General features: G+C 69.4%; 19 protein-coding genes and 1 pseudogene. 10 read left to right on the top strand and 10 right to left on the bottom strand.

Annotated features, from left to right (window positions below):
• Positions 1–79: 79 nt before the first annotated feature.
• Both G554_RS0101600 and G554_RS0101595 read right to left on the bottom strand, forming a co-directional pair.
• Positions 80–985: a fructose bisphosphate aldolase gene (locus tag G554_RS0101600; protein ID WP_051232228.1), complete on the bottom strand. Its 906-nt coding sequence runs from the start codon at positions 983–985 to the stop codon at positions 80–82.
• Positions 986–1,186: 201 nt separating this feature from the next.
• Complete coding sequence (locus G554_RS0101595; protein WP_027586531.1) at positions 1,187–1,681, bottom strand: flavin reductase family protein; 495 nt, start codon at positions 1,679–1,681, stop codon at positions 1,187–1,189.
• A gap of 253 nt (positions 1,682–1,934) precedes the next feature.
• On the opposite strand from G554_RS0101595, the gene G554_RS14065 reads away from it, so the two are divergent.
• From G554_RS14065 to G554_RS0101560, 7 genes and pseudogenes are all read left to right on the top strand, one after another.
• The gene (locus tag G554_RS14065; protein WP_425393323.1) at positions 1,935–3,209 is read left to right on the top strand and encodes a sensor histidine kinase; all 1,275 of its coding nucleotides are present in this window, start codon (positions 1,935–1,937) and stop codon (positions 3,207–3,209) included.
• Positions 3,206–3,883 carry a response regulator gene (locus tag G554_RS0101585; RefSeq protein WP_027586530.1) on the top strand — a complete coding sequence of 226 codons (678 nt, stop codon included), beginning with the start codon at positions 3,206–3,208 and terminating at the stop codon, positions 3,881–3,883. The genes G554_RS14065 and G554_RS0101585 overlap by 4 nt, the downstream gene beginning before the upstream one ends.
• A gap of 71 nt (positions 3,884–3,954) precedes the next feature.
• Positions 3,955–4,389, top strand: coding sequence for a VanZ family protein (locus G554_RS16535; protein ID WP_051232178.1), 435 nt, complete (start codon positions 3,955–3,957; stop codon positions 4,387–4,389).
• A 67-nt stretch (positions 4,390–4,456) separates the two neighbouring features.
• A pseudogene (locus tag G554_RS14055) lies at positions 4,457–5,194 on the top strand (ABC transporter ATP-binding protein); the annotation flags it as partial.
• A gap of 200 nt (positions 5,195–5,394) precedes the next feature.
• A complete protein-coding gene (locus tag G554_RS0101570; protein ID WP_027586529.1) occupies positions 5,395–7,848 on the top strand; it encodes an ABC transporter permease in 2,454 nt (817 codons plus the stop codon).
• Positions 7,849–8,171: 323 nt separating this feature from the next.
• Positions 8,172–9,569, top strand: a complete 1,398-nt coding sequence (locus tag G554_RS0101565; RefSeq protein ID WP_027586528.1) for an amino acid permease — start codon at positions 8,172–8,174, stop codon at positions 9,567–9,569.
• A 6-nt stretch (positions 9,570–9,575) separates the two neighbouring features.
• Positions 9,576–11,153 (top strand): aspartate:alanine exchanger family transporter, encoded by a 1,578-nt coding sequence (locus G554_RS0101560; RefSeq protein WP_027586527.1) that lies wholly within the window; start codon positions 9,576–9,578, stop codon positions 11,151–11,153.
• 491 nt (positions 11,154–11,644) lie between these two features.
• Here the strand turns inward: G554_RS0101560 and budA are convergent, their stop codons facing one another.
• The 8 genes from budA to G554_RS0101520 all read right to left on the bottom strand — a co-directional run bounded on the left by budA (position 11,645) and on the right by G554_RS0101520 (position 19,849).
• Positions 11,645–12,364, bottom strand: coding sequence for an acetolactate decarboxylase (gene budA / locus G554_RS0101555; protein WP_027586526.1), 720 nt, complete (start codon positions 12,362–12,364; stop codon positions 11,645–11,647).
• A gap of 197 nt (positions 12,365–12,561) precedes the next feature.
• Positions 12,562–13,470, bottom strand: coding sequence for an SGNH/GDSL hydrolase family protein (locus G554_RS14050; protein WP_084648222.1), 909 nt, complete (start codon positions 13,468–13,470; stop codon positions 12,562–12,564).
• 12 nt (positions 13,471–13,482) lie between these two features.
• Positions 13,483–13,941 carry a heat shock protein transcriptional repressor HspR gene (locus tag G554_RS0101545; protein WP_027586525.1) on the bottom strand — a complete coding sequence of 153 codons (459 nt, stop codon included), beginning with the start codon at positions 13,939–13,941 and terminating at the stop codon, positions 13,483–13,485.
• Position 13,942: 1 nt separating this feature from the next.
• Positions 13,943–15,094: a molecular chaperone DnaJ gene (gene dnaJ, locus G554_RS0101540; protein ID WP_027586524.1), complete on the bottom strand. Its 1,152-nt coding sequence runs from the start codon at positions 15,092–15,094 to the stop codon at positions 13,943–13,945.
• A 92-nt stretch (positions 15,095–15,186) separates the two neighbouring features.
• Positions 15,187–15,711 (bottom strand): nucleotide exchange factor GrpE, encoded by a 525-nt coding sequence (locus G554_RS14045; protein ID WP_425393325.1) that lies wholly within the window; start codon positions 15,709–15,711, stop codon positions 15,187–15,189.
• A gap of 292 nt (positions 15,712–16,003) precedes the next feature.
• The gene (gene dnaK, locus G554_RS0101530; protein WP_027586523.1) at positions 16,004–17,866 is read right to left on the bottom strand and encodes a molecular chaperone DnaK; all 1,863 of its coding nucleotides are present in this window, start codon (positions 17,864–17,866) and stop codon (positions 16,004–16,006) included.
• A 604-nt stretch (positions 17,867–18,470) separates the two neighbouring features.
• Entirely contained in the window at positions 18,471–18,701 is a 231-nt protein-coding gene (locus G554_RS0101525) for a hypothetical protein (RefSeq protein ID WP_027586522.1), read from the bottom strand.
• Entirely contained in the window at positions 18,698–19,849 is a 1,152-nt protein-coding gene (locus tag G554_RS0101520; protein WP_027586521.1) for an inorganic phosphate transporter, read from the bottom strand. Before G554_RS0101520 ends, G554_RS0101525 begins: the two co-directional genes overlap by 4 nt.
• A gap of 558 nt (positions 19,850–20,407) precedes the next feature.
• On the opposite strand from G554_RS0101520, the gene G554_RS0101515 reads away from it, so the two are divergent.
• The 3 genes from G554_RS0101515 to G554_RS0101505 all read left to right on the top strand — a co-directional run bounded on the left by G554_RS0101515 (position 20,408) and on the right by G554_RS0101505 (position 25,294).
• Positions 20,408–21,136, top strand: a complete 729-nt coding sequence (locus G554_RS0101515) for a response regulator transcription factor (protein ID WP_027586520.1) — start codon at positions 20,408–20,410, stop codon at positions 21,134–21,136.
• A gap of 20 nt (positions 21,137–21,156) precedes the next feature.
• Positions 21,157–22,764: a sensor histidine kinase gene (locus G554_RS0101510; protein ID WP_245569911.1), complete on the top strand. Its 1,608-nt coding sequence runs from the start codon at positions 21,157–21,159 to the stop codon at positions 22,762–22,764.
• Positions 22,765–23,044: 280 nt separating this feature from the next.
• Entirely contained in the window at positions 23,045–25,294 is a 2,250-nt protein-coding gene (locus G554_RS0101505) for an ArnT family glycosyltransferase (protein ID WP_027586518.1), read from the top strand.
• The last annotated feature ends 66 nt before the right edge of the window (positions 25,295–25,360 follow it).

Below are 25,360 nucleotides of genomic sequence, written 5' to 3'. Positions count from 1 at the left end.
AGGAAGCCGCTCGACCGGTTGACACGACTCGACTGATGGAGACCGCTCAGCTGATGAAGGCGGGACTGATGGAGACCGCTCAGCTGATGGAGGCCTGGTAGATCGAGGCGATCGAGGAGGCCAGAGTGGCGTCGAAGTCCTGCTGGGACTGGTCGACACTCAGGCCCTCGGCCAGAGCCCGGGAGAAACTCGCGATGAGGCCGTGGTTGCGGGCCAGCAGCTCATTGGCCTCGGTGCGCGAGTAGCCGCCCGACAGCGCGACGACGCGCACCACCTTGGGCTCGGCGATGAGGTCGGCGTACAGGTCGGTCCGGCTCGGGATGGTGAGCTTCAGCATGATCCGGGCGTCGTCGGGAAGGGCGTCGATGTGGCTGCGGAGCTGCTCGTGCAGCAGGTCCTCGGCCTTCTCCTTGGCCGGGGCGTGGATGTCGACCTCCGGCTCCAGGATCGGCACCAGGCCGGCGGCCCGCACCTTCTCACCGAGGTCGAACTGCTGGTCGACGATCCGCGGGATACCGGTCTCGTCGGCGTCCAGGATGACCGAGCGCTCCTTGGTCCCGAAGATGTGCTTCTCCTCGCGGGCCCGAGCCAGGGTCTCCTCCAGCCCGGGGATGGGCTTCATGACGCGGACGTGATCGGCCTCGTCGGTCAGCCCCTTGTCAATCTTGAGGATCGGGACGATCCCCTTGCGCTGCCACAGGAAGTCGGCGGTGGGGATCCCCTCGATCTCGCGGTCCATGGTCATCTCGAACAGGATCGCGGCCAGGATGTGCGCGCTGGTGAAGGACGGGCTGGTCACCACCCGCGTCCTCATCTGGTGGACCAGGTCGAACATCTTCTGCTTGTCGTCGCCGTAGGCGTCCTCGCCGATCCCGTAGGCCCTCAGTGCCTTGGGGGTGGAGCCGCCGGACTGGTCCAGGGCGGCGATGAATCCCTGACCGGAGTGCATCCGGTCGAGCTGTTCGGTGTTGATGGTGACAGTCATGATGATCTCCTTCGACACGATTCGCCTCGGCGAGGAGCGACTGCCTCGTCGTCGAGGGTCGTTTCCACCGTACCCGGATCCTCGAGGGATCAGACGAGGATCACCAGAAACCGTCCGGACACCGTTCCCCCCGGTGCGAGTACCCCTCGATCGGACCTCTCACGGGTCCACCAGTAGCCCCGCAGGACTGTCCAGGGCTCGTCAGCGAGGGATCGTGCGCCAGCGCCGGCCCAGCCACACCAGGGCGTCGTGGCCACGGCGTCCCGGCTCGATCCGGTCGACCTCCAGGACGACCACGGTCGCCGACCCGACGTCGACCATCCTGACGACCTCGCAGTGCAGCCGGGCAGTGGGGACGTCCAGACAGGGCACCTGCTCGGAGGAGACCATCCAGCGGGTCCTCAACTCGGAGATGCCGTGGTGGGCGAACTCATTGCCCAGCTGCTCCTGGCCGGCCTCCAACGGATGGAGGACGACGCGGGAGCCCTCCTCCAGGGCCGCCAGGGTGATCGAACCATGGCCCATCGACAGCGAGACCATCGCCGGGCGCACCGAGACCGAGGCCAGCGAGGACACCGTCATGCCGACCGGACCGGCCGCACCGCGGGCGGTGAGCACGGCCGCACCCGCCGGGTACTGGCGGAACACCCCGGCCAGCTCCTGGGCGAGATCGGACTCTTGGATCGGATGACTCACGAGGCCGAGCGTTCCACGCCGAAACGTCGCTGACCAGCCCCTGGACCCCCGGATTCGCTACCCGCTGACCTGCGGGGTCCCGGGGTACCCCAGCGCCTCGACATCTCGACGTCTCAGCGCCCCGGTGCCATGGGTCCTCCGCTGCCGGGGAAGGCGGATCCTCGCCACGGGAGGGGTCGGACCCTCCCTCGGGAGAGCGCGGATCCTCCCCCAGGAGGATGCCGCGGGCGCCCTGGCTGCCTAGGCTCGAACGGTGAGCACTCGTCGCCGCCTGAGCATTCGCGGAATCCACAACTGGCTCGGGCGCCACCCGATGGTCGGTGACGCCGTGCTGGCCCTGCTGCTCACCCCGTTCGCCCTCGCCGGGACCATCAGTGGCCACTACGGCTGGGCACGTGCCCTGTGGGGGCTGTGCTACGTGGTCCCGCTGATCTGGCGGCGGGCCCGACCCGACGTCGCCGCGGCCGGGGTGGCCGTGGCCTGCCTGGTCCAGCTCGTCGTCGCCACCGGCCCCAATGCCGGCAACGTCACCGTGCCGATCGTGATCTACGCAGTGATCGCCTACGGCAACGCCCGTCACGCCCGGTGGTGGCTCTGGCTGGCCCTGGCCGGCAGTCTGGCAGCCGGTTTGAGATGGTCGTTGAATGACGATGTGTTCCGCTCCTACGGCCGCCAGGAGCTCATCCTCAACATCACCGCGCTCACCATCGGCTGCGCCGTCACGGTGCTGATGGCCTGGTACGCCGGACGGTTCGCCCGGGAGCGCCGGTTGAACCTCGAGCAGCTGCGGCGCCGCGCCGAGGACCTGGAGCGGGAGCGTGACCAGCGGGTCAAACTCGCCACCCAGGAGGAGCGCACCCGGATCGCCCGGGAGATGCACGACATCGTCGCCCACTCCCTGTCGGTGATCGTCGTCCAGGCCGACGGCGGGTCCTACCTGGCCCACCACGACGACGCCGGCGACGCGGAGTCGCGCCTGCGATCCTCGGCCACCGCCCTGGACACCATCGCCGAGACCGCCCGCACGGCCCTGACCGAGACCCGCCGGCTGGTCGGGGTGCTGCGCGACGACTCCGGTCGCCCCGCCGATCTGACCCCCTCCCAGGGGCTGGCGGACCTGCCCGCGCTGATCGAGGAGACCCGCGGCGCGCTGCCGGTGACCCTGCAGGTGACCGGGGACCCCGACGGCCATCCGGCCCTGTCCGCCGGCGCCGACCTGGCCTGCTACCGGGTGGTCCAGGAGTCCCTCACCAATGTCCTCAAGCACGCCGGCCCCGGGGCCAGCGCCCTGGTGCAGATCATCCACCGGCCCGACCGGGTGGAGGTCCGGGTCACCGACGACGGCCGCGGCTCCCTGGCCGCCACCGACGACGGCGCCGGGCACGGCCTGGTGGGGATGCGCGAGCGGGTCAGCGCGTGGGGTGGCACGCTGGAGGCCAGGGACCGGCTGGACGGCGGATATCAGGTGGACGCCGTCATCCCGGTCGAGTCCACACCCACCCACCGGACCCCAGGAGAGACCCCGTGAACCCGGACCAGCTCATCCGACTGCTGCTCGCCGACGATCAGGAGATGGTGCGGGTGGGATTCCGGATGGTCCTCGACGCCCAGCCGGACATGGAGGTCGTCGGGGAGGCGGCCGACGGCGTCCAGGCCGTGGCGATGGCCACCGAGCTGGAGCCCGACGTCGTGCTGATGGACATCCGGATGCCGCGGATGGACGGTCTGGAGGCCACCCGCCAGATCATCGCCGGCAGCTCCGAGGCCCGGGTTCTGGTCCTCACCACCTTCGATCTGGACGAGTACGTACACTCGGCGCTGCGGGCCGGGGCGTCGGGATTCCTGCTGAAGGACGCCGGTCCCGCCGAGTTGCTGGCCGGGATCCGGTCGGTCGCCTCGGGGGACGCCGTCGTGGCACCCTCGGCCACCCGACGTCTGCTGGAACGGTTCCTGCCCACCGACGGCGGCGGTCCCTCGCCGACCGACCCCGACCTCATCGAAGCTCTCTCGGACCGGGAGCGCGAGGTGCTCACCTGTGTCGGGGCGGGCCTGACCAATGCCGAGATCGCCGCCAAACTCTTCCTGGCCGAGACCACCGTCAAGACCCACATCGGCCACATCCTCGCCAAGCTGGGCCTGCGGGACCGAGTCCAGATGGTCATCACCGCCTATGACGCCGGCCTCGTGAGGCCCGGTCGGTGAGCGGTTCAGTGAACGGTTCGATGAGTGGTCCGGGTCGGCGGGGACGCGACGCCGAAGCGGAGCCCGGGCCGGTGAACGGGCCCGATCGACAGGGCACGGCCCTCGGTCGATTTCTTGCGGCGCTGTTCGCCAGCCGGGCGGCACGGCTGACCTGCACCATCGTCCTCACCCTGGTGATCGGCGTCATCGTCTTCGACCCCGATCCCGGCGAGGGCTCCTCCTTCTTCAGCACGCCGGCCCTGGAGTTCAGCGCCAACATCGTGATGTTCCTGCCGGTCGGCGCGGTGGCGTGGTGGTGGCGCCGGTCGGTGTGGCGCAATGTCCTGGTCGGATTCGTCGCGACGGTGATCATCGAGTCGGTCCAGGGACTCTTCCTGCCCCACCGGGTGGCCGACATCCGCGACGTCATCGCCAACACCTCCGGGGCGGTTATCGGCTCGGTCACCTGCTGGGTGGTGGCCGGCATCCTCCTGCGGAAGGACCTGCGGAACCATTCCGGCGGATGATTCGCGACGATGCGGCCGATTTCTAGCGTCTGTGGTGTTCGTTGACCCAGACCCAGGAGACCGCACGATGTCCCACTCAGCCACCCCCGCCCGCGCCCTTCGCCCCGACGGCGCACCGCCCCGGTCCGGATCCCGACCTACCGTGCGGTCCGCGGTCCGCGCCGTCGACCTCACCAAGACCTACGGCTCCGGTCCCGCCACCGTGCACGCCCTGGACGGGGTGAGTCTGGATCTGGCGGCCGGCCATCTCACCGCCATCATGGGGGCCTCCGGATCGGGCAAGTCGACCCTGCTGCACTGCCTCACCGGACTGGACTCCCCCACCAGCGGCACGGTGTGGATCGGCGACACCGACATCACCTCGCTGTCCGACGACGACCTCACCCGGCTGCGCCGCGACCGGATCGGCTTCGTCTTCCAGTCCTTCAACCTGATGCCCACCCTCACCGCCGAGAGGAACATCCTGCTGCCGCTGAAGCTGTCGCGGCGTCGAGTCGACCAGGAGTGGTTCGACCGGGTCACCGGGATGCTGGGGATCACCGAGAGGCTGTCCCACCGGCCCTCCGAGTTGTCCGGCGGTCAGCAGCAGCGCGTCGCGGTGGCCCGGGCGCTCATCACCCGTCCCGACGTCATCGTCGCCGACGAGCCCACCGGGGCTCTGGACTCCGCGGCCAGCGACTCCCTGCTCACCTTCCTGCGCAACTGCGTCGAGGACCTGGGACAGACGGTCGTGATGGTCACCCACGACCACCACGCCGCCGAGTACGCCGACCGCGTCGTCACCCTGCGCGACGGGCGAACCAGTGAGGACCACTGGGTGTCACTGCGGGCCGGGGTGCTGGCCGAGGACGGCTCCACGAGACCGGACGGCAGCGGAGCCGCAGGCAGCGGAGCGACACACGGTTGGAGAGACGCCGGCTGTCCGGCCTGCCGGGATGCTGCAGGCCTGGACGCACCGGACGCATCGGCACAGGACGCTGCCGCCCGGAACGTGGGGGTCGCGCGATGACTCCGGAGCGCCGCAGACTGATCCCCACCATCCTGGCGGTCCTGCTCGGGGTCGCCTTCCTGGCCGCCACCCTCATCATGTCGGCCACCATGAAGGCCTCCATCACCTCCCAGACCGCCGCATCGGTCGAGGGGGCGGACGCCGTCGTGGTCGCCGACCCCTCCACCACCCTCCCGGTCGCCGCCACCCAGGCGATCTCCCGAGCCTCCGGGGTGACCGGCGTCGACCCGACGATCTCCACGACGCTGAGGGCCACCCACTCCGGCGGCATGTCGATGGTCGAGGGGCACCTCACCCCCTCTTCGGGTCAGCGCACCCTGGTCTCGGGGCGGCTCCCCCGCAGCGCCGGGGAGGCCCTCGTCAACCCCCTGATGATCGACGCCGGGGTGAGGCAGGGATCGACACTGACCCTTCTCGGCGTCGACAACGCCGCGAAGCCGCAGCAGGTGCGGGTGGTCGGCGTCATCGCCCCCGCCCCGAGGGTCTCGATGAACACCGACAGCCAGCAGGTCTACACCGACTCCCGGACCCTGATGGCGGCCCGCGGCACCCCCGGCTACGACACCGTCTACGTCACCGGGACCGGCGGCCAGCAGGCCGTCGCCCAGGCTGTCAAGAAGGTTCCCGGGATGGACTCCGCCGGCATCACGGTGCGCACAGCCGACGCCGAGCGGGCCGAGCTGACCCGCCAGTCGCTGGCCGGCTCCGGGGCGCTCACCGGCTTCATGGGGGCCTTCGCCGCGATCGCCGTGGCGGTCGCCGCGATCGTCATCGTCAACACCTTCGCCATCCTGGTCGCCCAGCGGACCCGCTCCCTGGCACTGGCCCGCTGCGTCGGCGCCACCCGCCGGCAGGTCCGCAACTCCGTGCTCATCGAGGCCCTGGCCACCGGTGTGATCGGCTCGATCCTGGGTCTGGCGGTGGGCACCGGACTCTCCCAGCTGCTGGTGTCCCTGGGCCGGTCCCGGATGAACCTGCCGCTGCAGTCGGTGATCGCCCTGGACCCGGTGTCCCTGCTGGCCCCCGCGGCGGTCGGCATCCTGGTCACCGTGCTGGCCGCCCTGCCACCGGCCCGCAGAGCCACCCGGGTTCCCCCGGTCGCCGCCCTGTCCCCGGTGCCGCCCGAACCCACCCGGCGGGTCGGACGGGTCCGACTGGCGATCGGCGCCGTGCTGTTCGTCGCTGGAGCCGGCCTGCTGGTCTACGGGGCGATCGGGACGAAGGTCACTGGCCTGGCCCTGGTCGCCGGCATCGCCGGCGGACTGGCGAGCTTTGCTGGGGTGCTCATCCTGGCGATCGTCGTCATCCCCCGGCTGGCCCTGTCTCTTGGACGCCTCGCGGCCCGGCTGGGCGGCGTCCCGGCCGAACTGGCCACCGAGAACACCCAGCGCAACCCGGGCCGGGCGGCCTCCACCGTCTCCGCCCTGCTGGTCGGCGTCACCCTCATCGTCATGACGGCGGTCGGCGCCGCCACCGCGCAGACCAGCGTCGACAAGGCCCTGGACGAGCACTTCCCCACCGACGCCATCGTGACCAGCGACTCCGGACGGCTCCCCGACCGGCTGCTGGATGCGGTGCGCGGCGCAGACGGGGTGGCCGCAGCCGGAGAGGTGAGCTCCGGCCAGGCCACCCTCACCGCCGGCGGCAGAACCCAGCGGGTGGACGTCGCCGGATACTCCGCCGGAGCCCTGGCGGCACTGCGCGACACCGAGGCGCTGGCCGGGCTGGACGACCGGCACGTGGTGGTCCGGGCGCCCAGCGTGACCACCGGTCAGAAGGTGACGATCCGCAACGGACAGCGCTCCCTGGAACTGGTCGCGGTGGCCCAGCCCACGGACCAGCGGGCGCCCAGCATCGCCCTGAGCGCCGCCACCATGGAGAGGATTCTTCCCGACGCCGCCGGTAGCCAGATCCTGGTGCGCTACGCGGCCGGGACCAGCCCCTCCGACGCCACCGCGTCGATCACCCGGGCGATCAGCCCGATCCCGGGGGCGTCGATCATCAGCGCCGCCTCGAGCAGGGATGAGATCCAGCGGGTGGTGACGATCATGCTGGCCCTGGTCATCGGTCTGCTGGCGATCTCGGTGGTCATCGCGCTGGTCGGGGTGGGCAACACCCTGGGCCTGTCGGTGCTGGAGCGGACCCGTGAGATCGGCCTGCTGAGGGCGCTGGGGCTGACCCGCCGACAGGTGCGGGCGATGTTCGGCCACGAGGCGGTGCTGGAGTCGGTGGCGGCCGTGGTGGTCGGGCTAGTGCTGGGCACCGGCTACGGGATCGCCGGAACCTACGCCATGCTCGGCAGCCAGGGGGCCGATGTCATCGTCTCCCTGCCCTGGCTGCAGCTGGCGGCGGTCGCGGCGATCGCGATGGCGGCCGGCTGGCTGGCCTCGGTGATTCCCGGCCGGCACGCCGCCCGGGTGAGCCCGTCGGTGGCCCTGGCCGGGGAGTAGTCGGGGACTCGACCGCCCACCGTGCGGGACCTGGAGTAGGCGGACCGGGAGGGACCAGGCTGCGAGGTGGGGCCGGACCGGGAGGGCAGGGCCATAGCGGTGGCCCTCCCCCGGTCCCTCCGCCGCCCTACCCCACCCCCGAGGTCTCGGTGGCGGCGTCCACGCCCCGGCCGCCGCCACCGCCGTCAGACCCGAACTCTAGGATGCTCGGAGTGAGCCCTCTCCAGTCGCCGAACCGCACCACCCCCGCCGGCACCGGTTCGGGACCCGGCGGGTCCGCCGACGGAGTCGGCAGCAATGGCAGCACCGATCGGACTGGCGGAATCGCTCTGCGCCGCGACCTGCGCAACCGTCACATCCAACTCATCGCGCTGGGCGGGGCGATCGGCACCGGACTGTTCTACGGCGCCTCCGACTCGATCGGGGCCGCCGGCCCCGCGGTGATCGTCAGCTACCTCATCGGTGGCATCGTCATCTACCTGGTGATGCGGGCGCTGGGCGAGATGAGCGTCGACCACCCGACCTCCGGAGCCTTCTCCACCTACGCCCACGACTACTGGGGCGACCTGGCCGGCTTCGTCTCCGGCTGGAACTACTGGTTCAACTACATCGCCGTCTCGATGGCCGAGCTGTCGGTGGTGGGCATCTACATCAACTACTGGCTGCCGTCGGTGCCGACCTGGGTCTCGGCGGCCGTGATGCTGGTCATCATCACCGCCATCAACCTGCTCCACGTCAAGGCCTACGGGGAGTTCGAGTTCTGGTTCGCGATCATCAAGGTGGTCGCGATCATCGCGATGATCTGCTTCGGACTGTGGATCATGGTGGCCGGGGCCGGCGGAACCCCGGCCACCGGGATCTCCAACCTGTGGACCCATGGCGGATTCGCACCCCACGGCCTGCACGGGATCATGACCGGCCTGGTCGTGGTGATGTTCTCCTTCGGCGGGGTAGAGCTCATCGGGATCACCGCCGGCGAGGCCCAGGACCCCCAGCGGTCCATCCCCAGAGCCATCAACCAGGTGGTCTACCGGATCCTCATCTTCTACATCGGGGCGATCTTCGTCATCGTCGCCCTCACCCCGTGGGACAGGATCGACGGGAAGGCCAGCCCCTTCGTCCAGATCTTCGACCAGATCGGCATCCCCGGGGCGGCCGCGATCCTCAACGCCGTCGTCCTCACCGCGGCCGTCTCGGCCTACAACTCCGGGCTGTACTCCAACGGCCGGATGCTCTTCTCGCTGGCCCAGCGCGGCAATGCACCCCGGGTCCTGGCGAGGGTGAGCCGCAACGGCTCACCCTGGGTCGGCGTCGTCGTCTCCAGCATCGTCACCGCCGCGGCCGTCCTGCTCACCGCCGTGCTGCCCGCCCAAGCCTTCGGATATGTGATGTCGATCGCACTGATCGCCGCCTTCATCAACTGGGGGATGGTGGTCATCACCCAGCTGTTCTTCCGACGGAGACTGGACGACGCCGCGATCGGCGCCCTACGGTTCAAGATGCCGGGAGCACCCATCACCAACTGGCTCGTGCTGGCATTCATGGCCGTTATCGTCATCCTGATGGTGGTGTCGGGCAATCCCGCCTACCAGATCGCGGTCGGCGTCGGCCCGGTCTGGCTCATCATCCTCATCGTCGGCTGGGCGCTGTCGCGGCTGGCCCGGCGACGCCACTCGAACCACCGCACCGACGGCGACCAGATCGCCTCGAGGGAGAACTGATCCGTGTTGACCATCGTGCTGGACTTCCTGGTCGCCCACCAGCTGGTCACCATCCTCGTGGTGCTGGCCCTGGGCGCCATGCTCGGCCAGATCAAGTTCGGGCCGCTGCGCTTCGGCGCCGCCGGCGCCCTGTTCATGGGGCTCGTGGTGGGCACCCTCGATCCCCGGCTGGGACAGGGTCTGGCCAGCGTCAAGGCGCTCGGCGTCGTGCTGTTCTGCTACACCGTCGGACTGTCGGCCGGCTCGACCTTCCTGTCCGACCTCAAGCGGCAGTGGACGCTGATGGTGGCGGCGATCGTCGGACTGGTCGTGATGGCCGGGGCCGCGATCGGGCTGGGACGACTCTTCGGACTGTCCTCGGCGCACATCGCCGGGCTCTACGCCGGCGTCCTCACCTCCCCGGCCATCGACGCCGCCCAGTCGGCCACCCAGGGGGCCGGCGACACCCTGGTCGGCTACGCGATCTCCTACCCGGTCGGCGTCGTCGTCGCGATGATCATGGTCTCGATGATCGCCACCCGCAAGTGGCCGGCCAAGAAGGACAACACCTCGATGGCCGAGGCCGGACTGACCTCGGTGTCCACCGTGGTGGACCGCGAGACGACGATCCGCGACACTCCCGGATTCACCGCCGACCAGATCCGGATGTCCTACCTGCTTCGCGACGGCGAGATGCGCCTGGCCCGCCCTGACGACGACCTGCACGTCGGAGACCAGGTGCTGGTGGTGGGCAACCCCAATGACGTCGACAAGGCCGTGAAGCACCTGGGACACCGGTCCCGCAAACGCCTCACCGACGACCGCAACACGGTGGACTTCCGGCGGTTCCTGGTCTCCAACCCGCTGCTGGTCGGGCGGCGTCTGGGAGACGTCGACGTCCGCGGACGCACCAGCGGCAAGGTGACCCGGGTGCGCCGCGGCGACCTCGACATGCTCGCCAATGACGACATCATTCTGCAGCCCGGCGACCGGGTGCTCGTCGTGGTACCGGCCAACCGACTGTCCGACGCCGCCGACCTCTTCGGCGACTCGGAGGCCCGGGTCTCCCAGGTCGACGCCCTCTCGCTGGGTCTCGGTGCGGCGATGGGCCTGGTGCTCGGGGCGATCCTGGTGGCCCTCCCCGGCGGCCTCAAGTTCGAACTGGGAGCGGCTGCCGGACCGCTGGTGATGGGCATGATCCTCGGTGCGGTGCACCGCACCGGGCCGCTGCGCTGGGACCTGCCGCACGCCACCAACAACATCCTTCGCCAGATCGGCCTGATGATCTTCCTGGCCTGCGTCGGTCTGGCCTCCGGTCAGGCCTTCATCTCCCAGGCCCTCACCTGGCACGGTCTGGCGGTGGTCATCGTCTCGGCCGTCTCGCTGATCCTCGGCGGGGTCATCCTGCTGGCCGCCGCCCGGTGGCTGCAGTTGTCGGCCCAGCGGGCCACCGGCGGATTCGCCGGATTCGTCGGTCAGCCGGCGATCCTGGGGTATGCCAACACCCTGGTCAACGACGAGCGGATCGAGTCGGCCTACGGTGCGCTGTTCGCCCTGGGGACCGTGGTCAAGATCGTCATGGTCCAGGTCATCGCCCTGCTCTGAGGGGTTACCGTTCCGTCTTTCTCCGTCGTGATGTCGGCCCTTTGGGGGCCTGGGGATGTCTCCGCTTCTTGTCCTGCGGCGTCTGGCTGTCTCGCCTTTCTTGCCGTGCGGCGTCTGGCTGTCTCGCCCTTGGTCTGACGGCTTCCCGTTGTCTGCCCACCTGCCCTGACGACGTCCTCCCCCATCCCTGGCTCCACGTTGATCCAGTTACTCGGCGCCCCCACCTCCCCCACTTCACGTTGATCCAGTTACTCGGCGTTGATCCAGTTACAAGAGGATCAACGCCGAGTAACTGGATCAACGTGAAGTTCGGGCGGGCAGAGGCAGGCAGAAACGGAACTGGGGCGGGCAGAGTCAGGCAGATAGAGGGCGGAACCGGTGAAGACCGGCAGACGTCGACAGACGCAGACGCCGACAACCAGAAACTGCGAGCAGGGAACAGGCAGCCGGACCGGATCCTTCTTGGTCCGGAGCAGACCCCGTCAATCAGGTCAGATCGTGCTGTGCTCGGTCTTGGCCATCTGGGCGGCCAGATCCGCCGGTGCCAGATCAGCGTGCTCGAACTCGGTGGTCACCGGCAGTCGAAGTCGCAGATCGGTGCCGACGCACACCTCGACCGACCCGTTGCTGATCTCGAAATCGACGACGTGACCGCCCAGGGTCCGGGTGTCGTCGATGAAGTGGACATGGCAGCCCGGCACCGAGATCCCGCCCTGGTAGACGGGGGTCCGGAAACCGACGAAGACGCCGTCCAGGTCCTCGGCGCGCACCACCTCCTCGCCGTCGGTGGCCTCCACCATCGGACGGTAGGGCTTGGCCTGCTGAACCACCGTGCGCGTCGTCACCCAGCCGACGTGACCGCAGATCCGCAGCGCATACATGTAGTTCGCACTGGGCAGCAGCCCATCGATGAGCCGCGACAGGTCCGAACGGTGCAGGGTCTGATTGATCTCCAGACGGTGGGAGGGGACGAAGTTCGTCACCGTCGCGTAGGGGGTGTGCTGACTCATCAGCGCCGGCCGAGTGGTGCCGTCCCCGCGCAGCTGGAAGCACCGTCCGTCGAGGATCACCATCTCCCCGTCCAGACCGTTGAAGGTGCCGAGCCCGAAGGACCCGTGGGACAGCAGCTCGGCAATGGACATCTCGTCCTCGTAGACGCCGTCCATGAGAGATGAGATGAGACTGGTCTGGAAGAACTCGTGTCGATTCACGGACTCCAGCTTAAGCATCCTCGGGCTCCCCGCACGCTCCTCCGAGCGTCCCCGACGACTTCCAAGGGAGGGTCACCCGACCACCGACGACCTCGCCGCTCCGACCCTCATCCAGGATCCGGAGAACCTCACCTATCAGACGCCGTCAACGAGCCGGAAACCGTCCTGGTCAGACGCCCCCAAGGAGCCAGATAACCTCACCGACCCAGCGCGGAGACCACCGCATCGGCCGGCCGGGCGTGCCCGGCGGCATTGGGATGGTCCCCGTCGGAGGCCAGCAGATCGGTCGGGTCCGCACTTCCGTCGGTCCCGATGAAGGGGGTCGAGAAGTCGGCGTAGATCGCCTTCTGGGAGGCGGCGACCTCGACCACCATCGCATTGAACAGCCGGGTCATGGTCCGTGACGTCGTCATGTACTGCTGCCCGTTCTGGCGCCCGACCGCACCGTCGACGCCGACATTCCAGTATCCGGAGACGACCACCTTCGCGTCGGCGGCGGTCTGCAGCGCGCGGACCTGCTGGATGATCGTGGTGAGCCGCGTCCTCAGCTCGGCGATCGCCATCCGGGCGCACCCCGAGTCCGGGTCGCAGGACCCATCCGAGTCGTCGGGCAGGTCGTTGGCGCCGACCGTGATGACGACCAGGTCGGCGTCGGCCACCCGGGAGCGCACCGCGGCGGTGCCCAGCTGGTCCAGCACCTGGGAGCTGGTGAACCCGGCGACCGCGTCATTGACGACGACGCCGGTCGCCCCGGCCCGCTCGGCCAGTCGGTCGCCGACCTGGGTGATGTAGGAGACGCAGCCCGAACAGTTCGCAGCCGAGGGGACCGAGTCGCCCAGCCCGACGGTGACGTATCGGCCGGCATGACCGGCCAGGGTCGGGGTGGAAGTGGGAGTCGGTGACGCTGTGGAGGTCCCCGGCGAGACCGGGCCCTGCGATGAGGAGGCCCCCGACGGAGCCCCCGACGTCGACGACACCGTAGGCGTCCCCACAGCGACAGGACTGGACGACGTCCCCGGGGCCGCGGCGGCGCTGGGGAATCGGGCGCAACCGGCCGTGCTGATGACCAGCAGGGCCATCAGGACAGCAGCCAGACGCGATCTCATCACCTCAGCATGTCACCGGCTCGGAAGAGCGAGCTGTGCGCGGACAATGGTTCGGCCCATGTGCACCAGCCCGGTCGACTCGGCGGTGAAGACCCTCGGCAGGTCCGCATTCCCGTGGTACTCGGCGTCCTGCATGCGGCGCACCGTGTCGGTGAGCTGATCGATCTGCTCATTGAGCCGGTCGATCCGGGTCTCCAGCTCCAGGATCCGCCGGATCCCGCTGAGGTTGATCCCCTCCTCCTGGGAGAGGTGCTGGACCAGCCTCAGTCGGGTGATGTCACGGGCGGTGTACCGGCGTCCCCTGCTCTTGGCCCGGCTGGGCACCACCAGACCCAGGCGGTCATAACCGCGCAGGGTCTGGGGGTGCATGCCGGCCAGCTCGGCGGCCACCGAGATCGGGAAGATCGGGGCGTCCTCGTCGATCTCGGCCAGCTCGGTGCCCTCGGCCAGGATCTTGGCTCGGCGAGCCATCTCAGCTCACCGATCCGGTCTTGGAGTTGTCCCACGGGCGGGGCATCGGCTCCTTGGCCCGGGCGGCGAACTCCTTGAGGGCCGCCTTGGCGTCGGCGTCCAGGGACTTCGGCACGGTCACCGCAACGGTGGCCAGCAGGTCGCCGCGGGTGCCGTCGGTGCGTGGTGCACCCTTGCCGCGCACCCGGAAGGTCCGCCCGTTGGGGGTTCCGGCGGGGATCTTCAGGGTGACGGTGCCGCCCTGCAGCAGCGGGACGCCGATCCGGCCGCCCAGGGCCGCCTCGGTGAAGGTCACCGGGACCGTCACGGTGAGGTTGTGGCCCTCCCGGCCGAACAGCTTGTGGGGGGTGACATGGACCACCACGTAGAGGTCTCCGGCCGGCCCACCGTTCTCACCGGGCGAGCCCTTGCCCTTGATCCGGATCCGCTGGCCGTCCTCGACCCCGGCGGGAATCCGCACCTGCATGGTCTTGGTCGACTTCGCCCGTCCCGATCCGCCGCAGACCGGGCAGGGATCGTCGACGATCATTCCGCGTCCCTTGCAGTCGGGGCACGGCTCGCTCATCTGGAAGACGCCGCCGGAGTTGGTGGTGTGCATCCCCGAGCCCTCACAGGTCGGGCAGACCCTGGGCATCGAGCCGGCCTTCGCACCGGTTCCCCGGCAGGCCTGACAGGCGGCCTCCGAGACGGTGCGCATCGGGACGGTGACCCCGGCGATCGACTCGGTGAAGTCGACGGTCACGTCCCCCTCGATGTCGGCTCCCCGACGCGCCGAGCGGGTGGTGGTCCGGCGTCCCCCGGTCGAACCGAAGAGATTGCCGAAGATGTCGCCCAGGCCGTCGCCGTTGGAGGCGTTGCGGAACAGATCCTCGACGTGGACGTTCTGGCCGCCCCCGCCGGGGAACTTGAACCCGCCGCCACCGAACATGCTGCGCTGCTGGTCGTACTCCTTGCGCTTCTTCGGGTCGCCGAGCACGTCATGGGCCTCGGAGGCATCCTTGAACCGCGCCTCGGCGGCCTTGTCGCCGGGGTGGGAGTCGGGATGGTTCTCCCTGGCCAGCTTGCGAAACGCCTTCTTGATGTCCTCTGGCTTGGCGTCCTTGGAGACGCCCAGGACCTTGTAGTAGTCCTTGCTGGAGTCAATGGAGCTCATTCAGCGCCTCCCTCCTTCTTGGTGTTGTGAGCCCTCCCGGGCTCGTGTTCCAGTAATGGTGGTGCGTGTCGGACCACCTGCCGCTGGTCGCCTCACTGGTCTCCGGAGTCCCCACCGGCCACCGCATTCGGGTCCGGATCGGAGACCGCGACCCGGGCAGGGCGCAGCACCTGATCGCCCAGACGGTACCCCGACTGCATCACCTGGGAGACCGAGGTCACGGTGGCACCGGCCAGCGGCACCTGCATGAGGGCCTCGTGGATGTGCGGGTCGAACTCCTCGCCGACCTCCCCGAAGCTGGTGAGGTCGTGGGCGGCGGCGAACTTCTCCAACGAGTCGGCGACCGCCTTGAACCCGGACCCCTCGGCCAGCTCGCCGTGCTGGCGGGCTATCTCGATGGAGTCCAGCACCGGCATCAGGTCGGTGACGACCTTGCGGACGCCGGCCCGACGGGCCAGATCGCGGTCCCGGTCGACCCGGCGCTTGTAGTTGACGTACTCGGCCTGGAGCCTCTGCAGATCCTCGGTCCGCTCGGCCAGCAGGGTGGCCAACTGCTCCTCCCGGCTCGGCGGGTCGGGCTGATCGGTGCCGGCGGCAGCCTCCTCGGGGGTGTTCAGCTCAACCCCCTCGACGATCTCGTCGAAGGCCTGGCGGTCGGCCTGGGCGTCCCCGCCCTGGCTGTCCTGGCTCTTCTGGCTGTTCTGGGCGTCCTGCCCCTTCTGGCTGTCCTGGGCGTCCGGGCTGCCCGCACCGTCCTGGTCCCCCGCACCGCCCTGGCCGGGCTGGGCGGCGTCATCCCTGTCGTCGAAGTTCTCGTTGTCACTCATATGTCCTGCTCACCCCTGAAGTGTGTAGTTGTGCGCCGCGGGGGCGCCGGGTGACCCGGCGCCCCCGCGCTGCGACTTGGGCTCAGTTGGCCTTGTCGTCCTTCTCGTCATCGACGATCTCGGCGTCGACCACGCCATCATCCTCCGCGCCGGCGGAGCCATCGGCGGGCTGGCCATCGGCCGGAGCCTGCTGGCCGGCCTGCTGGGCGGCGGCGTAGATCGCCTGTCCCATCGCAGACGCCTTCTGGTTGAGGTCGTCCATCGCGGCCTTGACCTCGTCGTCGTTGTCGGTGCCCTTGAGGGCCTCCTGCAGCGTGGCGATGGCCTCGGTCACAGGCGACTTGACGTCGTCGGGGATCTTGTCGGCGTTCTCATCGACCAGCTTCTGGGTGCGGAATGCCAGCGAGTCTGCCTCGTTGCGCATCTCGACCGCCTCGCGGTGCTTCTTGTCGGCCTCGGCGTTGGCCTCGGCCTCCTTGACCATCTTGTCGATCTCGTCCTTGCCCAGGGCCGAGCCGCCGGTGACAGTCATCGACTGCTCCTTGCCGGTGGCCATGTCCTTGGCGTGGACGTGCACGATGCCGTTGGCGTCGATGTCGAAGCTGACCTCGATCTGCGGGATGCCGCGCGGGGCGGGCATCAGGCCGGTGAGCTCGAAGTTGCCCAGCGACTTGTTGTCGCGGACGAAGTCGCGCTCGCCCTGGTAGACCTGGATCATCACCGAGGGCTGGTTGTCCTCGGCGGTGGTGAAGACCTCGGAGCGCTTGGTCGGGATGGTGGTGTTGCGCTCGATGATCTTGGTCATCACACCGCCCTTGGTCTCGATGCCGAGGCTCAGCGGGGTGACGTCGAGCAGCAGCACATCCTTGACCTCGCCCTTCAGGACGCCGGCCTGCAGGGAGGCGCCCAGGGCCACGACCTCATCGGGGTTGACGCCCTTGTGGGGCTCCTTGCCGGCCAGCTCGGTGACCAGGTCGGTGACGGCGGGCATCCTCGTGGAGCCGCCGACCAGGATGACCTCGTCGATCTTGGAGACGTCCAGATCGGCGTCCTTCATCACGGCGTTGAACGGTGCGCGGCACCGATCCAGCAGGTCGGAGGTGAGGCGCTGGAACTCGGCGCGAGTCAGCTTCTCGTCCAGGTGCAGGGCACCGGTCTCCGGGGTGGCGGTGATGTAGGGCAGGTTGATCTGGGTCTCAGAGGCCTGCGAGAGCTCGATCTTGGCGCGCTCGGCGGCCTCCTGGAGACGCTGCTTGGCCATCTTGTCCTTGGACAGGTCGACGCCGTGTGCGTTCTTGAAGCTGGTCACCAGCCAGTCGACGATGCGCTGATCCCAGTCATCGCCGCCCAGCCGGTTGTCGCCATTGGTGGCCTTGACCTCGAAGACGCCGTCGGAGATGTCGAGCAGGGAGACGTCGAAGGTGCCGCCGCCCAGGTCGAAGACCAGAACGGTCTGCTCCTTGTCGCCCTTGTCCAGGCCGTAGGCCAGGGCCGCAGCGGTGGGCTCGTTGACGATTCGGTCGACGGTCAGACCGGCGATCTCGCCGGCCTCCTTGGTGGCCTGACGCTGGGCGTCGGAGAAGTAGGCCGGGACGGTGATGACGGCATTGGTGACGGACTCGCCCAGGTACGCCTCGGCATCCCTCTTCAGCTTCTGCAGCACGAAGGCGCTGATCTGCTGGGGCTTGTAGGTCTTGTCGTCGATCTTGATGGTCCAGTCAGTGCCCATGTGACGCTTGACAGAGCGGACCGTGCGATCCACGTTGGTGACGGCCTGCCTCTTGGCCACCTCGCCGACCAGGACCTCCCCGCTGTTGGTGAAGGCCACCACCGACGGGGTGGTACGGGCCCCCTCGGCATTGGGGATGACGGTGGGCTCGCCGCCCTCGAGGACGGCGACGCACGAGTTGGTGGTTCCGAGGTCGATGCCTACTGCACGGGCCATGTTCAGGTTCCTCCTGAGTAAGTGAAAGTTCTCTGTTCGGCTCTCGGGGCCCTGCAGGAGTGTCCAGTGCTGGCTTGCCATTGCTGGCGCTCTGCGGGGGCCCGGTTGAGCGACTACGGCTCAAGGTTACCGGTTGAGTCCAGCCGTATCAACCTTTGTGCCGGACTCTCTGGTTCCATTCTTGAGTACACCAGACTCAACCCTTGGGGGTGGCTGGCTATTCCCGGTCCGCGGGAGGTCTTGCAAGGGGCGGGGTGCGAGGGCCGGGGTGTCAGGTGCGTGGGCGAGGAGCGAGGTGCGTGAGCCGGAGTGTGAGGGCCGGGCGGCGAGGCCGGGATGCGAGGGGCAGGGTGCGCGGGGCCGACCTGCGCCAATCACTCCGCAGCCGGCCCCAGGCGCAGGCACAGCTGCATGAACCCCCGTCTGCGGAGTGATCTGCGCACACCAAGGGGCCTGGAGGTCCACACAGCACCGCGCCCCGGCAGCTGCGAGGAGCAGGCCGGGGCGGTAGGTGCAGGAACCGGGCGGTGGGCCCGGTCGACATCGGTTCGACCGAACGGCCGGGCGGCTGGGGAACCAGCCGACCCGGCAGTCGGGTCGGGCCTCAGTGGAAGTAGGGGATGAGGAGGTACAGGCCGTAGAGCACCACGAGACCGGCGAAGCCGATCGCGGCCCAGCCGACCATGATGAGGGAGGTGGCGCCATCCCCGCCCTCGTGACGCACCCGCGCCTTGTCCAGAGCCAGGGCGCCGCCGGAGACGACCGCCACGATGGCGATCGAGGCGAGAACGGTGACGATCGCGACCTGAGCCAGCGCGATCCAGTCGATGCTCATGCGGCAGCCCCCTCGGTGACCTTGACGGGAACAGCGGTGCGCACCGCGACCTCGGTGGAGGCGTTGACATTCCTCGCGTCGACGGCATTCTTGCGCGACTGCCGCACGATGAATCCGGCACCGATCAGCAGCAGGGCCAGGTCGGTGAGCATGCCGCCGGCTCCCAGGCCGGCGATCAAGGAGGCCACTGCACCGACTGCCGCAGCGCACGGCAGGGTGACGACCCAGGCCACGCACATCTTGCCGGCCGTCGCCCAGCGCACCGGGGTGCGGCGTCCGACCCCTGAACCGAGGATCGAGCCCGAGCACACGTGAGTGGTCGACAGCGCGAAGCCCAGGTGAGAGCTCGCCAGGATGGCGGCCGTCGAGGCGGTCTCGGCGGCGAATCCCTGAGGAGCCTCGATGTCGCACAGGCCCTTGCCCATCGTCCGCATGATCCGCCAGCCACCGGAGTAGGTGCCCAGGCCGATGGCGCAACCGGCCAGCAGGATGACCCACCAGTGCGGGCCGGTGCCGGCGGTCTGGAAGCCGCCGGCCACCAGCACCAGGGTGATGATGCCCATCGTCTTCTGCCCATCGGAGGTGCCGTGGGCCAGCGCCACCATCGACGCCGAGACGGACTGCGCGTGCTTGAAGATCCCGCCGGCATGCTTACGGGTGCCGTCGGTGATCCGGTAGGAGAACCGGGTGGCCAGCGCCGCGGCGAGCCCGGCCACGACCGGGGCCACCAGCGCCGGCAGGATGATCTTGCTCACCACGGTGCCCATGTGGACACCGCTCATCCCCGCCTCGACCAGCACGGCGCCGATCAGACCGCCGAACAGCGCGTGGGAGGAGCTGGAGGGAAGTCCGAAGAGCCAGGTGGCCAGGTTCCACAGAATGGCGCCGACCAGGCCGGCGAAGACCATCTCGGGCTTGACCAGGGTGTCCTGGACGATTCCACTGGAGATGGTCTTGGCGACCTCCGTCGACAGCGAGGCACCGACCACATTGAGGACGGCGGCGATCAGCACCGCGACCTTCGGGGCCAGGGCGCCGGTGGCCACCGAGGTGGCCATCGCATTCGCCGAGTCGTGGAAGCCATTGGTGAAGTCAAATGCCAGAGCGGTCACGATGACCAGGCAGACGATGAACAGAGTCGTTGTCAATGACGATCCTTTGGTTCTGGGAGCGTCGGGTCCTGACAGATCTGGCGCTGCACACCGTGAGCCCCCGGCACGGTGCCAGGAGCTCCGAGAGAACGGTAGTGTCCGCCGACCGGGTGCTGGCGCCAGGCTCACTACCATCCGGCTCAAGTTGCCCGGGAGTCGCAACCCGCTCCGCGGCCGGTGGCGCCGACCGGCGGGCGCAATGTGGCGTCATGACGCCGGTGACCGACCCCGACCGGGTGACCGCTGAACGCCTCGCGGTCAGTCCAGCCGGGGGGCACGTACCCCTGCGCGACAGCGATCGTTCACCAAACGTTCATCTTCGGCGTCTCACCGCGGCCCGTGCGGTCGGATCGCGGGGGCGGCTCCAGCGCGACCCGACCAGGGTCGGGTCCGATCCCCGACCACATCCCGCCCGCCGCCCCGCTCTCACAGCGATCGGCGGCCCCACCCCCGATCTGCTCACAGTGCCAGCACCGTGCGATAGCGCAGATCTCACAGCGAAGACATAGCCCGGAAATCGCTCCGTCAACCCCTCCTCGTGGGACGCTTGTCGTTGTGAACGACAACTCACCCACCAAGCTGACACGCGCCGACGGGTCCCCCATCCAGGTCCTCGCCGTCGACGACGAGGCCAGTCTGACTGAACTTCTCTCGATGGCGATGCGCTACGAGGGGTGGAAGGTGACCACCGCCGACAGCGGCATCAAGGCCGTCCGGGCCGCCAAGGAGGTCCAGCCCGACGTCATCGTGCTCGACATGATGCTTCCCGACTTCGACGGACTCGAGGTGATGCGCCGGATCCGGATGGATCAGCCCGATGTCCCGGTGATCTTCCTCACCGCCAAGGACTCCGTCTCCAACCGGATCGCCGGGCTCACCGCCGGCGGCGACGACTACGTCACCAAGCCATTCTCACTGGAGGAGCTGATCGCCCGACTGCGCGCTCTGCTGCGCCGCTCCGGGGCCACCGAGCCGCGCTCGGACTCCACCCTGGTGGTCGGCGATCTCACTCTTGACGAGGACTCCCACGAGGTCAGCCGGGCCGGGCAGGACATCAACCTGACAGCCACCGAGTACGAGCTGCTGCGGTTCCTGATGCGCAATCCGCGGCGGGTGCTCTCCAAGGCCCAGATCCTCGACCGGGTGTGGAACTACGACTTCGGCGGCCAGGCCAATGTCGTGGAGCTCTACATCTCCTATCTGCGCAAGAAGATCGACAAGGGCCACGACCCGATGATCCACACCATGCGCGGGGCCGGCTACATCCTGCGCCCGGTGCGCTGAGACCTCAGGGGTTTGACGCCGTGACGCCGATCCGGGAGCGACCCGCGCCCGCCGCCACTTCCTGGATCGACCATCCGACGGCCGGTGGGACCCTGGGACGGCGTCTGGTGGTCCAGGTCACCGCGATCGTCGCGGTGGTGGCCGCCGCCCTGACGATCCTCACCACGGTGGCGACCTGGCACATCCTGATGTCCCAGCTCGACCAGCAGCTCAACACCGCGCGACAGCGCCAGTCCGCCAGCCAGGCGTCGGGGCAGGGTTCGGGTCAGGGCTCCGGCTCCTGCTTCACCGACATGCCCGGCCCGGCGCCCGGCGCCAAGGTGGTCGGCAATGTCATCGGGTCGATCTTCGTGTCCCAGTGCGAGGGCGGGATGACGCTGGGATCGGTGGTCACCGAGGGCCGGGTGGACTCCTACGTCGACGGCCCCACCGGCTGGCTCAATCTCAGCCAGAACTCGTACACGGCGGCCTCCGACAGTCTGCAGTCCGGGTTGGACGCCGTGCTGATGGTGCCCACCGACGGGGTCAAGCACAGCGTCAGCCTGGCCGGGCTCGGCCCCTACCGGGTGCTCTCCGAGAGCCGCGACGGCGTCACCTATGCGGTGGCACTGCCGATGGGCGATGTCGACCGGGCGATCCGGACCCTGCTGATCCTGGGTGCGGCCGGCACCCTGCTGGCGGTCGGCGTCTCGATCCTCATCTCCCGCGCGGTGGTGGTGCGCAACCTTCGACCGTTGAACCGGCTGGCCTCGGTGGCCAACCAGGTCTCCCAGCTCGATCTGGACTCCGGGGAGGTGGACCTGCCCTTCCGCGTCGATCCCGCGCTGGCCAATCCGCGCACCGAGGTCGGTCAGGTGGGGTCGGCCTTCAACCACATGCTCAACAATGTCGAGGGGGCGCTGGCGGCCCGTCAGAAGTCCGAGACGAAGGTCCGCCAGTTCGTCGCCGACGCCTCCCACGAGCTGCGCAATCCGCTGGCCTCGATCCGCGGCTACGCCGAGCTCACCCGACGTTCCGGCCACGAACTGCCGGCCGACGTCTCCCACTCGCTGGGCCGCATCGAGGCCCAGGCGACCAGGATGAGCGGGCTGGTGGAGGACATGCTGCTGCTGGCCCGCCTCGACAACTCCCAGAACCTGGACCTGCAGCCGACCGACGTCGTCGAGGTGGTGCTCAATGCCGTCTCGGACTCCCAGGCGGTCAGCACCGACCACAGCTGGTCGCTGGAACTGCCCGATGAGCCGGTGATGGTGCCGGCCGATCCCGACCGGCTCACCCAGGTCATCGTCAACGTGCTGTCGAATGCCCGCAAGCACACCCCGGCGGGCACCCAGGTGCACGTCACGGTGTCCTCGTCCGGCGGGTCCGGTACCGGCGGCGCACCGGCGGAGGGCGAGGCGGTGGTGGTGGTGGCCGACAACGGCCCGGGCATTCCCCCCTCGCTGCGCGACACCGTCTTCGAGAGGTTCGCCCGCGCCGACACCTCCCGGACCGGCTCCAAGGAGGGCTCCACCGGGCTCGGGTTGTCAATCGTCGCGGCTGTGATGGAGGCCCATCACGGTTCAGCGCAACTGGACTCCAGCGAGCACGGCACGACGGTGACCCTGCGACTGCCGCTGGCCGGATAACCCTCACCCCCGAAGCCGCCGGGCAGACCGCCGCCAGCGGCTCCCCCACCCGGCCGGGCGGCGTCGGTCCCCTCGCAGGCCCGCCACCCGAATCGCACATCTGACGCACAGCAATGCCCGGTGGGATGAGGTCATGGAGAACTCAGCGGTCGGTGACATCAGGCAGGCTTCGCGGTGGCCGGGCCACTCCCGGTCGGCTCGGACGGGATCCGGAGGCTCGCGGGCGGATCGGTCGCCGGCCGTTCGGTCATCCGCGGGTCCCTGGTGGTCGGGTCGCCGGGTGCGGGCCCTCAGCCTGACCCTGCTGCTGGTGGGTGTCGGCTGCCTGTACCTCATCGGCCTGTCGGCCTCCGGATGGGCGAACTCCTTCTACTCGGCAGCGGCCCAGGCCGGATCGGTGTCCTGGAAGGCGCTGTTCTTCGGCTCCTCGGACGCCGCGAACTTCATCACCGTCGACAAGCCGCCGGCCTTCATGTGGGTGATGGGGATCTCGGTGCGGCTGTTCGGCGTGAACTCGTGGGCGATCCTGGTCCCCGAGGCGCTGGCCGGGGTCGGCGCGGCGGCGATGCTCTACCTCACCGTCCGCCGGGTGCTCAGCCACGGCGCCTCCTCGCTCATCGGAGTCGGCCGGCCGACCGCGGCGAACGGTGACCCCGGAACGACCGGAGACCCTGGAACCACCGGAGAAGCCAGGCCAAACGGCGACGCCGGGTCCGACGGTCTTCCCCGGCCCGGCGAGAAGGCCGTCAACCGGGCGCACTGGGCGGCGATCTGCGCCGCCGCGATCTTCGCCACGACCCCCTCGGCGACCCTGATGTTCCGCTACAACAACCCCGACGCGCTGCTCATGCTGCTGCTGGTGGTGGCCGCCTACTTCACCGTGCGGGCCATCGAGAAGGGCTCGCGGGGATGGCTGGCCGCGGCGGGGGTGGCCATCGGCTTCGCCTTCCTCACCAAGATGCTGCAGGCCTTCCTGATCCTGCCGGCACTGGGACTGGCCTACCTCCTCACCGCCCCGCGCAGCTGGGGACGGAGGATCGCCGACCTGGCGACCGCCCTCGGCGCGATGATCCTCTCGGCCGGCTGGTACGTCGCGATCTTCGAGCTGGCGCCGACCTCATGGCGTCCGTACATGGGCGGGTCGCAGACCAACTCCTTCCTCGAGCTGGTGTTCGGCTACAACGGCCTGGGCCGACTGACCGGCAATGAGACCGGATCGGTGGTTCCCGGTGGCACCACCGGTGCCGGATCCTGGGGCCAGACCGGGATCACCCGACTCTTCACCACCACCTCCGCCGGGATGGTGACCTGGCTGATCCCGGCTGCGGTGATCCTGTCGGTGACCGCCATCTGGCTGCTCGGACGCCGGGCCTGGGCGAACCTGGTGGTGGACCGGGAACAGCCCCCGGTCACCACGGAGTCGACCCTGACGCTGGCCGGGATCGTGGTGATGCTGGGATCCCTGGTGGTGACCTTCCTCACCTTCTCCTACATGTCGGGGATCTACCACGACTACTACACGGTGGCCCTCACACCGTGGATCGGCGGTGCGGTCGGACTGGGCGGGGCGGTCTGCTGGCAGCACCGTCAGGGCTGGACCGGACGGATCGCACTGGCCGCCTCGACCGCCATCAGCGCCGGCTACGCCATCTACCTGCTCCAGCTGGCCGGTGGATCCTGGATGATCCTGGCGGTTCTCGCCGGGGTGCTGGGGGCGGTGGGCTGCCTCGGTCTGGTGCTGAGCGGACTGCTGAAGGAGGAACCGGCCTCCGCCCGGATCGCTCTCGCGAGCCTGGTCGTCGCCGTGATCGCCGGGCTGTCCGGACCTCTCGGCTACTCCATCAACACCGCCGCCACCCCGCACAGCGGGGCGATCGTCACCGCCGGGCCGGTCTCCAGCAGCGGAATGGGCGGCGGCCCCGGTGGGGCCGCCCGGGTCCAGGCGGGCCGCTCCTGGGGAGGCCCCGGTGGCAGCTGGGAGGGTGCCGGCAACGGCCGGACCGGCGGCATGCCGGGCGGCGGACCGAGCGGTGCCACCGGATCCCAGAGCGGTTCGGGCCGACAGGGGCCCGCCACCGGGACGGCCAACTCGGCGATGACGGGCACGGAGGCCGGCTCACCGGCACCGGGCGGCGGAGCGATGGCCGGCGGCCTCAACGGGACCACCCAGGTCTCCGCAGCCACCACCACCCTGCTGTCCCAGGACGCCGACTCCTACACCTGGGTGGCCGCGGTCACCGGCTCCAACTCGGCGGCCAGCTACCAGCTGGCGACGATGCACCCGGTGATGGCGATCGGCGGTTACAACGGCACCGATCCGGCGCCGACCCTCGCCCAGTTCCAGCAGCTGGTCACCCAGCACAGGATCCACTACTACATCGCCAGCTCGACGGGCGGGCTGTCATCGGCCACCGGGGCGAGCAGCGGGTCCGACGCCGCCGCCCAGATCGCCTCCTGGGTGGCCTCCCGGTTCACCGCCAGGACGGTCGGCAGCACTACCGTCTACGACCTCTCCCAGGCGGCATCATGACCACACAGCATTCTCACACTGATGGCAAAGCGCAGTGCCCACCTGGCGAGGAACTCTCTTCATCAG

This window comes from Acidipropionibacterium thoenii DSM 20276 (assembly GCF_000423445.1).
In the GTDB taxonomy this organism is placed as follows: Bacteria; Actinomycetota; Actinomycetes; order Propionibacteriales; family Propionibacteriaceae; genus Acidipropionibacterium; species Acidipropionibacterium thoenii.
This window is presented reverse-complemented; position numbering and strand designations above follow the sequence as displayed.